Annotated in this window: 8 protein-coding genes; 7 read left to right on the plus strand and 1 reads right to left on the minus strand. The window is 73.2% G+C overall.

The window, feature by feature from the left end; translation table 11 throughout:
• The first annotated feature begins 106 nt into the window (after window positions 1–106).
• The 7 genes from ACFWPI_RS36535 to ACFWPI_RS36565 all read left to right on the plus strand — a co-directional run bounded on the left by ACFWPI_RS36535 (window position 107) and on the right by ACFWPI_RS36565 (window position 8,524).
• Window positions 107–1,567, plus strand: a complete 1,461-nt coding sequence (locus tag ACFWPI_RS36535; protein WP_063350012.1) for a catalase — start codon at window positions 107–109, stop codon at window positions 1,565–1,567.
• Between the two features lie 325 nt (window positions 1,568–1,892).
• The gene (locus ACFWPI_RS36540) at window positions 1,893–2,672 is read left to right on the plus strand and encodes an IclR family transcriptional regulator (RefSeq protein ID WP_063350013.1); all 780 of its coding nucleotides are present in this window, start codon (window positions 1,893–1,895) and stop codon (window positions 2,670–2,672) included.
• Between the two features lie 272 nt (window positions 2,673–2,944).
• A complete protein-coding gene (locus ACFWPI_RS36545) occupies window positions 2,945–3,862 on the plus strand; it encodes a metal-dependent hydrolase (RefSeq protein WP_063350014.1) in 918 nt (305 codons plus the stop codon).
• A 123-nt stretch (window positions 3,863–3,985) separates the two neighbouring features.
• Window positions 3,986–5,071 carry a PDR/VanB family oxidoreductase gene (locus ACFWPI_RS36550; protein WP_380378535.1) on the plus strand — a complete coding sequence of 362 codons (1,086 nt, stop codon included), beginning with the start codon at window positions 3,986–3,988 and terminating at the stop codon, window positions 5,069–5,071.
• A 27-nt stretch (window positions 5,072–5,098) separates the two neighbouring features.
• Window positions 5,099–5,962, plus strand: a complete 864-nt coding sequence (locus ACFWPI_RS36555; protein WP_380378533.1) for a M24 family metallopeptidase — start codon at window positions 5,099–5,101, stop codon at window positions 5,960–5,962.
• Complete coding sequence (locus ACFWPI_RS36560; protein WP_380378532.1) at window positions 5,959–7,788, plus strand: SDR family oxidoreductase; 1,830 nt, start codon at window positions 5,959–5,961, stop codon at window positions 7,786–7,788. Before ACFWPI_RS36555 ends, ACFWPI_RS36560 begins: the two co-directional genes overlap by 4 nt.
• A 115-nt stretch (window positions 7,789–7,903) precedes the next feature.
• Window positions 7,904–8,524: a LysE family translocator gene (locus ACFWPI_RS36565; protein WP_380378530.1), complete on the plus strand. Its 621-nt coding sequence runs from the start codon at window positions 7,904–7,906 to the stop codon at window positions 8,522–8,524.
• A gap of 9 nt (window positions 8,525–8,533) precedes the next feature.
• Here the strand turns inward: ACFWPI_RS36565 and ACFWPI_RS36570 are convergent, their stop codons facing one another.
• Entirely contained in the window at window positions 8,534–9,814 is a 1,281-nt protein-coding gene (locus tag ACFWPI_RS36570; protein WP_380378528.1) for an XdhC family protein, read from the minus strand.
• Between the last annotated feature and the right edge of the window lie 235 nt (window positions 9,815–10,049).

The raw sequence follows: 10,049 nt of genomic DNA on the forward strand, positions 1-10,049 counted from the left end.
CGATCCGGCGCCCGTTCGGCGATCAGGCGGAGCCCTGCGCCACAATCTGACGCTGCGTCACTTCACTCTCCACGCACTGCTTTTATCGACACCTGAAGGACCCTCCATGTCCAAGATCCTGACCACGGAGTCCGGCGCCCCGGTCGCCGACAACCAGAACTCGGCCTCGGCCGGCGAGTACGGCCCGCTGCTGATCCAGGACCAGCAGCTGCTGGAGAAGCTGGCCCGCTTCAACCGCGAGCGCATCCCGGAGCGCGTCGTGCACGCCCGCGGCTCCGGCGCGTACGGCTACTTCGAGGTCACCGACGAGGTGTCGCAGTACACCCGCGCGGACTTCCTCGCCGAGGTCGGCAAGCGCACCGAGGTCTTCCTGCGGTTCTCCACCGTGGCCGGCAACCTGGGCTCCAGCGACGCGGTGCGCGACCCGCGCGGCTTCGCGCTGAAGTTCTACACCGCGCAGGGCAATTACGACCTGGTCGGCAACAACACCCCGGTGTTCTTCATCAAGGACCCGCTCAAGTTCCCCGACTTCATCCACTCGCAGAAGCGCGACCCGTACACCGGCGTGCAGGAGGCGGACAACGTCTGGGACTTCTGGGCCCACTCGCCCGCCTCGACCCACCAGATCACCTGGCTGTTCGGCGACCGCGGCATCCCGGCCTCCTACCGCCACATGAACGGCTACGGCTCGCACACCTACCAGTGGGTCAGCGCCGAGGGCGACGCCTACTGGGTCAAGTACCACTTCAAGACCAACCAGGGCATCCGCTCGCTGGACGGCGACCAGTCCGCCGAGGTGCTCGGTGCCGACGCCGACTCGCACCAGCGCGACCTGCACCAGGCCATCGAGCGCGGCGTGTTCCCGTCCTGGACCCTCTACGTCCAGCTGATGCCGGTGGCCGAGGCCGCGGACTACCGCTTCAATCCGTTCGACCTCACCAAGGTGTGGCCGCACGCCGACTACCCGCTGGTCAAGGTCGGCCGCCTGGTGCTCAACAGGAACCCGGAGAACGTCTTCGCCGACGTCGAGCAGTCCGCGTTCTCGCCGAACAACTTCGTGCCCGGCATCGGCCCCTCCCCGGACAAGATGCTCCAGGGCCGCCTGTTCGCCTACGCCGACGCCCAGCGCTACCGCCTCGGCGTCAACCACACCCAGCTGCCGGTGAACGCCCCGCGCGCCACCGAGGCGGACAACTACGGCCGCGACGGCCTCCACGCCGTCAACAAGTCCGGCCGCGGCAAGAACTACGAGCCCAACTCGTACGACGGCCCCGCCCAGACCGACACCGCGCTCGCCGCGCCGGTCCGGCTGGACGGCTACACGGGCACCTACACCACGCCGGCCCACACCAAGGACGACGACTTCTTCCAGGCCGGCGAACTGTACCGGCTGATGTCCGCGGGCGAGAGGACCCGGCTGATCGACAACATCGCGGGCTTCCTCGCCCAGGTGAGCCGCGACGACGTGGTCGAGAAGAACCTCGCCCACTTCCACGCCGCGGACGAGGAGTACGGCGCCCGCCTGGAGGCGGCCGTCGCCAAGCTGCGGGCGGGCGACGAGGGCTGAGCCACCTCGCTATGGCGTGCCACGTGCAACGAGGGCTGGGCCACCCCGTCGTGGCGCGCCACGCGTGACGCCCCGCTGACCGACTGACCCGCCCCCACCGGCCGCCGGGGCCCCGCAACCCGGCGGCCGCGGGACGGGCTCCTCTCCGCGGGCAGTGGGGGAGGGGCCCGTCGTGCTGTCCTCCACTACCGTTCCTCCAGGCGATCGGTGGGTGCTCCACGGAATGTTCACGGATATTCACGGACGGCAGTCGCCGGGCCCGCCGGGTCGATAGGCTGGAGGGCGCCCGCGGTCGCTCCGTGGGGGGACATCGGAAGGGGACGACATGTCGACACCAGCCCCGGGTCGCCACGCCGCACTGGACCAGGGCCTCGCCGGCCCGTTCACCTCCCTGCAGCACGCCCTCAGACTGCTGGAGGCCGTCGACCGGCACCCTGACGGTGCCACCCTGGTCGCCCTCGCGCGGGAGACCTCGCTCGGCCTGCCGACCGTCCGGCAGCTCGCCGAGATCCTGGAGATCGAGGGCTACCTCCAGTGCCAGGACGGCGGTTGGGTGCTCGGCGGCACCTTCGCCCTGCTCGGCCAGCACAATCGGGAGCAGCTGGTGAAGGCCCGGCTGAACCGCAAACTCGCCGAGCTGCGCGACGAGTTGGGTGCGGCAGTGTACTTCACCCGCTACCACGACGGCGAGTTGTCGGTGGAGGCGGTGTCCGCGGCCGAGTATGCGCCGGCCGTGCAGGAGTGGGTGGACTTCCGGGCCACCGCGCACGCCAGCGCGATCGGCAAGTGCCTGCTCGGCCAGCTCGACGCGGACGCCCGCTGGGACCACCTCTCCCGCCACCCGGTGGCCCGGCTCACCTCCCGGACCGTCACCGACGCCGACCAGCTGATGCACCGGCTGGAGCGGCAGCCGGCCACCGTGCCGGTGCTGGACATCCAGGAGTACGCGCTCGGCACGGTGTGCGCGGCCGTCCCGATCACGGCGGGCAGCACGGTCGGCTGCCTGGCCACGTCGATGCCGGTGGACAACGTGCACAAGCTGAAGGCCGCCGCCGAACTGCTGGCGGCCAGGGCGGCGCCGCTGATGCTGGCGATGGCGGTCTGACGGCCGGTCGCTCCCGTGGGCCCCGCCGGATCCGAGTGATCCGGCGGGGCTCGCGTGTTTGTCTGCGGGCGTGTTGGTTCACAGGCGCGCTGGTTCGCAGGCGTGTTCGTTCACGGGCGCGTCCGTTCGCAAGCGTTTCCGGTGACGGCCCCGGAGTGCGTCACTTATTAGACTCGATGTCGATAAGAGTCGCCGAACCCCTTGTCCCGGCCGCTACCCGCGAGTACGTTTCCCTGAGTCGAGCCGCCGCCCCGAGGTCAGGAGGGCCTGCCGTGCCCCGCTCAACCCCCGTACCCGCCCTTGCCGTCCCCGCCGCGCGCGTCCACGACAGCCTCGTCCTCGAACCCCGGGACGTCCGCTTCGACTGGGACCGGCTGCCGCTGCACTGGATTCCTGACGAGCCGATGGCCACCCACGTCATCAACGTGCTGCACCTGCTGCTGCCCGAGGGCGAGCGCTGGTTCGTCAAGGTCTTCAAGGAGGCGCTGCCGCTCATCCGCGACGAGCAACTGCGCGAGGAGGTCCTCGGGTTCATCGGCCAGGAGGCCATCCACGCCGAGGCGCACCAGGAGGTCCTCGACCACCTGCTCGGCCAGGGGCTCGACCCGCGTCCGTACGTCCGGCAGATCGCCTGGCTGTTCCAGCGCGTCCTCGGCGACAAGCCCGGGCTCAGCCCCGCGCGGCGACGCGAGAACCTCATCGAGCGGGTCGCCTTCGTGGCGGCGATCGAGCACTTCACCGCCTTCCTCGGCAACTGGGCGCTCAACTCCCCTGGCCTGGACCGCGCCAAGGCCGACCCGACGATGCTCGACCTGCTGCGCTGGCACGGCGCCGAGGAGGTCGAACACCGCAGTGTCGCCTTCGACCTGATGGTCCACCTCGACCCCGGCTACCTGCGCCGGGTCCGCGGCATGGCGGTCTCCGGGCCGCTGCTCGTCCACCTCTGGGTGCGCGGCGCCCGCTTCCTGCTCGCCGCCGACCCCACCCTCGGCGGACGGCTCAAGCCCACCTGGCGCGAGGCCGGCAAGATCGCCAAGCGCGGCCTGCTGCCCGATCCGCTCCGGTCGATCCGCTCCGGCCTGCGCTACCTGCGGCCCGGCTACCACCCCACCCAGGAGGGCTCCTCCAGCCAGGCCCTCGGCTACCTCGCCGCCTCCCCGGCCGCCCGCGCGGCGGCAGGGGGCCACTGACAGAGTTCAGGCGACAGATTTCAGATAACAGATAACAGAAAACGTTATCTGTTATCTGAAATCTGAACTCTGAAACTTGTCACCCGTCGCCCGCGCCCCCTCCCAGACGCCAAGGACCGCCGGATGGACCTGCTCAACCCGCCCCCCGACCTCTACGGCCGCCCCCGCGCCGACGCGTTCATGCGCCGGCTCACCGCCTTCGGCGACCGCTACACCCCGGCCCTCGGCAGCCCCCTGCTGCGCCGCAACCCCCGCCGCCCGCTCAGCCGCCCCACCCCGCCGCTCCAGCTGGTCGTCGCCGCCCGCCGCCAACTCGCCTCCGACGTCGTCGAATTGCGACTCGCCGACCCCTCCGGCGGACCGCTCCCCGACTGGCAGCCCGGCGCCCACCTGCGCCTCGCCCTGCCCTCCGGCCGCGAACGCCACTACTCGCTCTGCGGCGACCCCGCCGACCGCGCCGCCTACCGGATCGCCATACGGCGACTGCCCGAGGGCGGCGGCGGCTCCGTCGAGATCCACGACACCCTGCACCCCGGCAGCCGCCTCACCGCCCGCCGCCCGCGCAACGGCTTCGCCTTCTGCGCCGAGCCCGCCGTCCTGCTGCTCGCCGGCGGCATCGGCATCACCCCGCTGCTCCCGATGGCCCGCGAGGCGCAGCGGCACGGCCTGGACTGGCGCCTGGTGCACGTCGGCCGCAGCGCCGACACCCTCCCGTACGCGGACGAGCTGCGCGCCCTCGACCCGCGCCGGGTGGTGCTGCGCACCGACGACGAGCACGGCGTGCCGACCGGCGCCGACCTGCTCGCCCACGCCCCGCGCGGCGCCGCCGTCTACTGCTGCGGCCCGGCCCCGATGCTCACCGCCGTGCAGCGCGCCCTGGACGAATCCCCGTCCACCGCCCTGCACTTCGAGCGCTTCGGTGCCGCCCCGGTCGTCGGCGGCGAGCCCTTCGCCCTGCGCCTGGGCGTCGACGGCCCGGCGCTGGAGGTCCCCGCCGACCGCTCCGCCCTGGACGTGCTGCGCGAAGCCCGCCCCGACCTCCCGTACTCCTGTCACCAGGGCTTCTGTGGCACCTGCGAGGTCCGCCTGCTGGCCGGTACGCCCGAGCACCGGGACCGCCGGCTCACCCCCGAGCAGCGTGCCGCCGGCGCCGTGCTGCCCTGCGTCTCCCGGGCCGCCGAGGGCGAGACCCTGGTGCTCGACCTGTAGCGTGCTCGACCTGTAGAAGGAGCCCCGATGGCGAACCCCCCGACCTTCCCCTACGACGAGCGCGACCTCGCCCGCTTCCGCGAGACCCAGCAACTCGCCTACGACTGCGCCGAACAGGTCGCCGGCTGGATCGAACCGGGCGTCACCGAGCGCCAGGCCACCGCCGAACTGCGCCGCCGCCTGGTCGCCGCCGGGGTGCAGGACTTCTTCCACGTCCCGTTCGCCTGGTTCGGCGACCGCACGGCCTTCCGGCACTTCCACACCCCGCTCCAGTTCTTCGCCGGCAACCGCCGCCTGGAGGAGGGCATGCCGTACGTCCTGGACTGCGCGCCCATCGTCGACGGCTACACCGCCGACATCGGCTACGGCGGCAAGGTCGGTGAGAACCGGGTCTGGGACCGCCTGGCCGCCGACCTCCAGGTGTACCGCGAGCTGATCCTCGCCGAGGTGCGCGCCCGCCGTCCGCTCGACGAGGTGTACGCGGCCGTGGACGCGCAGATCGCCGCGCACGGCTACGACAACCGCCACCAGGTCTACCCGGGCCGGGTGATCGGCCATCAGGTCACCCGCACCACCGTGCGCGGCCCGGCCGGGGTCAACGTCCTCGGCTTCGGCGTGCGCACCCTGCAGACCCTCGGGCGCGAGCTGATCTCCGAGCGCCTGCAAGGCCGTTCACCGCTCTGGGCGGACGGCCGGTCGTCCCGGCACGCGCCCACCCCGGGCCTGTGGGCGGTCGAGCCGCACATCGGCTTCCGGGGCGTGGGCATCAAGTTCGAGGAACTGCTGGTGGTCACCGAGGACGACGCCCACTGGCTCGACGACGACCTGCCGCACGTCCGCCGCTGGACGGCGGGCGCCGCCCACGACGTTGCCCTGGAGGCCGCCCGATGACCACCCCCGCCGCAGACGCCCCGAAGGCCGCAGCTGCCTCGCAGGCCCCTGACGCCGCAGCCGCCCCGAAGACACTGGACGCCCCGAAGGCGTCGGCCGCCCCGCCCGCGCGCCGCCGCACCGTGCGCTCCGACGGCCTCCCGCTCGCCGTCTTCGAACAGGGTGACCCGGCCGCCCCCACCGTCCTCCTGGTGCACGGCTACCCGGACACCCACGCGGTCTGGGACGACGTCGCCGCCGACCTCGCCCGCGACCACCACGTGGTCCGCTACGACGTGCGCGGCGCCGGCGAGTCCGGAGTACCCGCCACCCGGGACGGCTACCGGCTGCAGCACCTGGCCGCCGACCTGTTCGCGGTCGCCGACGCCGTCAGCCCCGACCGCCCGGTGCACGTGGTCGCCCACGACTGGGGCTCGCTGCAGTCCTGGGAGGCCGTCACCGAGCCCGGCTCCGAGCGGCGGATCGCCTCGTACACCACCATGTCCGGCCCCTGCCTGGACCACATGGGCTACTGGCTGCGCCACCGGATGCGCCGGCCCACCCCGCGCCACCTGCGCCAACTCCTCCACCAGGGCCTGCACTCCTGGTACATCACCGCCTTCCACCTGCCCTTCCTCGCCCCCGGCGTGTGGCGCCTGGGCCTGGCCCGGGCCTGGCCGCGGGTGCTGCGCGACCTGGAGCAGGTCACCCCGCGGCCCGACCACCCGCAGCCCGGCCTGCGCCGCGACGCCGTCCGCGGCATCGAGCTGTACCGGGCCAACTTCCGTCCCACGCTGCGCAGTCCGCGCGAGCGGCCGACGCAGGTGCCGGTCCAGCTGATCACCCTCACCCGGGACCGCTACGTCGCCCCGTTCCTCTCCGAGGGGCTGGAACGCTGGGTGCCCGAGCTGACCCGACGGACGCTGCACGCCGGCCACTGGTCGGCGCTGCTGGAGAAGGGAGCCACCGTGGCCGAGATGGTCCGCGAGTTCACCGCCCGCATCGAATGCGGGACCGCCGAGCCCGCCCAGGAGCAGGGCGACGGCCGGCTGGTCGTCGTCACCGGCGGCGGCAGCGGCATCGGCCGGGCCACCGCGCTCGCCTTCGCCGAGGACGGCGCCCGCGTCGTGGTCTGCGACCTCGACCTCGCCGCCGCCGAGCGCACCGCCGAACTCGCCTCGCTGCTCGGCCCGCAGGCGCACGCCTACCGGGTGGACGTCGCCGACGGCGCTGCGGTGGACGCCTTCGCCCAGACGGTCGCGGAGGAGCACGGGGTGCCCGACGTGGTGGTCAACAACGCCGGCATCGGCCACTCCGGGACGTTCCTGCAGACCACCGAGAAGGAGTGGCAGCGCGTCCTGGACGTCAACCTCTGGGGCGTCATCCACGGCTGCCGCGCCTTCGGCACGCTGATGGCCGACCGCGGCCGCGGCGGCCACCTGGTCAACGTCTCCTCGGCCGCCGCCTACCTGCCGTCCAAGGCGCTCACCGCGTACGCGACCAGCAAGGCCGCGGTGTTCATGCTCTCGGACTGCCTGCGCGCCGAACTCGCCGGGCACGGCATCGGCGTCTCCACCATCTGCCCGGGCATCGTCAACACCAACATCACCCGCACCTCCACCTTCTCCGCGACCACCGCCGACCAGCAGGCCGCCAAGCAGGCCCGCGCCGCCAGGCTCTACGCCCGCCGCGGCTTCCCCCCGGAGAAGGTCGCCACCGCCATCCTCACCGCCGTCCGCACCGGCAAGCCGGTCGTCCCCGTCACCCCCGAGGCCAAGGCCGCCCGCTTCCTCTCCCGCCTCAGCCCCGGCCTCCTGCGCCTGGCAGCCCGCCTCAACGTCACCTGAGCGGCCCATGCGGGCCTGCGGTATCGGCCAGACTTGCTCCCGTATATCGCAGGCCCGCTTCGCTCCGGGAGGTTGACCCGAGGGCCCCATCGGGCCTGTGAGAGTATCGAGGCCCATGGAGATGACAACGGCTCTGTGGTCCTTCGCCCTCGTCGTGGGGCTGCTCACGCTCACACCCGGGCTCGATACCGCGCTGGTGCTGCGCACGTCCGCGCTCGGGCGGCGGCGTCAGGCGTGGGGGGTGGTGCTGGGGATCCAGACCGGGACGCTGGTCTGGGGGACGCTGACGTCGGCCGGGGTGACGGCGTTGCTGACCGCCTCGCAGGTGGCGTACGAGGTGCTGCGCTGGGGCGGGGCCGCGTACCTGGTGTGGATGGGCGTCGGCATGCTGCGCAGCCGGGGCGGGGAGGCGGCGGCCGAGGAGGAGCCGGTCGAGGGCGGCTTCGGGTACGGCTGGCGGCGCGGCACGCTGACCAATCTGCTGAACCCGAAGGTCGGGGTGTTCTACGTGGCCGTGCTGCCGCAGTTCATCCCCGCCGGGGCCCCGCACTTCGCCGCCGGGGTGGCGCTCACCTGCGTCCACGTGGTGGAGGGCGTGCTGTGGTCGGCCGTCCTGGTCGGCTTCGCCCAGGCGCTGCGCGGCTGGTTGCGTCGCCCGGCTGCCCGGAGGCTGATGGACCGGGTGACCGGCGCGGTGGTGGTGGGCTTCGGCGTGAAGCTGGCGCTGAGCGACTGACCGCCGGCCTCAGGCGGCGTGCGTCCGTCGCGTGCGTTGCGCCTGTCGCGCCGCCCGGGGCTCCTCGGGGGTGTCCGGTGCCTCGTGGTGGATCGGGCCGTCCCCGGCGTTGAGCGGCAGGCAGCTGCCGCCGCGCCGGTGGGCGATGATCTCGGCGGCGACGGACACGGCCGTCTCCTCGGGGGTGCGGGCGCCGAGGTCGAGGCCGATGGGGGAGCGCAGCCGGCCGATCTCGGCCTCGGTGAGCCCGACCTCGCGCAGCCGCGCCTCGCGGTCGCGGTGGGTGCGGCGCGAGCCCATCGCGCCGACGTAGCCGACCGGCAGCCGCAGGGCGCGTTCCAGCAGCGGGATGTCGAACTTGGCGTCGTGGGTGAGCACGCAGAGCACGGTGCGCCCGTCGATCCGGTCGAGCTGGGAGTCGAGGTAGCGGTGCGGCCAGTCGACGACGACCTCGTCGGCCTCGGGGAAGCGCTGCTTCGTGGCGAAGACGGGCCGGGCGTCGCAGACGGTGACGCGGTAGCCGAGGAAGCGGCCGATCCGGACGACGGCGGCGGCGAAGTCGATGGCGCCGAAGACGAGCATCCGCGGTGCGGGCACGTAGGACTCGACGAAGCAGGTGACGGTGCCCTGGTCGCGGTCGTCGCAGGGGCGTCCGTCGAGGCCGAGCACGATCCGGCCGGTGCGTCCGGCGTCGAGCATGGCCCGGGCCTCGGTGACGACCGCCTGTTCGAGCGCGGTCAGGAGGTGTCGCGCGGGGCGCGTCGCCGCAGGGGCGGCGGCGGGCGACGGCTGGGCCGTCGAGGGGGCGGGAGGGAGGGCAGGGGGGAGGGCGGGGGAGAGGGCGCCGTGGTGGGTGTCGGCGGTGACGGCGACGGTGGCGCCGACGAGTCCGCCGGGCCCGGCGATCACCCGGGCGAGCGCGACCGGGGTGCCGGAGGCGATGTAGGCGATGCCGGCGTCGAGCCCGTCGTCGGCCCCGGGCCGGATCGGCTGGACGAACACGTCGAGGACGCCGCCGCAGGTCAGGCCGACGGCGAAGGCGTCCTCGTCGCTGTAGCCGAACCGTTCCAGCACGGGTTCGCCGGACTCGATGGCGGCCTGGCACAGCTCGTAGACCGCGCCCTCGACGCAGCCCCCGGAGACGCTGCCGATCGCCTCGCCGGCCGCGTCGACGGCCAGGGCCGCCCCCGGGTCCCGGGGCGCGCTGCCGGAGACGCCGACGACGGTGGCCACGGCGAAGGCGCGCCCGGCCGCGTGCCAGGCCTGCAACTGCTCGGCGATGTCCTGCATGTCGGAGAGCTCCTTACACAAGCGAGGGTAGACGGGAGGTGCCGCCGTACGGGAAACGATTCCCGCACGGCGGCGGTGCGGCCAGGTCCTGTCCGGCCGGGAGGGTCTAGGGGCTCTCTTTCGGATCACGCCGGGCGCGCGACGTCGGAGCACGCACCTCGCCGCGTTGTCGTCGGTCGCCGATACTCCGCATGGACTCCCTCCTCCGCCTTGCGATGCACGCACTCCGACGCCG

It is taken from the genome of Kitasatospora sp. NPDC058492, assembly GCF_042720685.1.
Taxonomy (GTDB): domain Bacteria; phylum Actinomycetota; class Actinomycetes; order Streptomycetales; family Streptomycetaceae; genus Kitasatospora.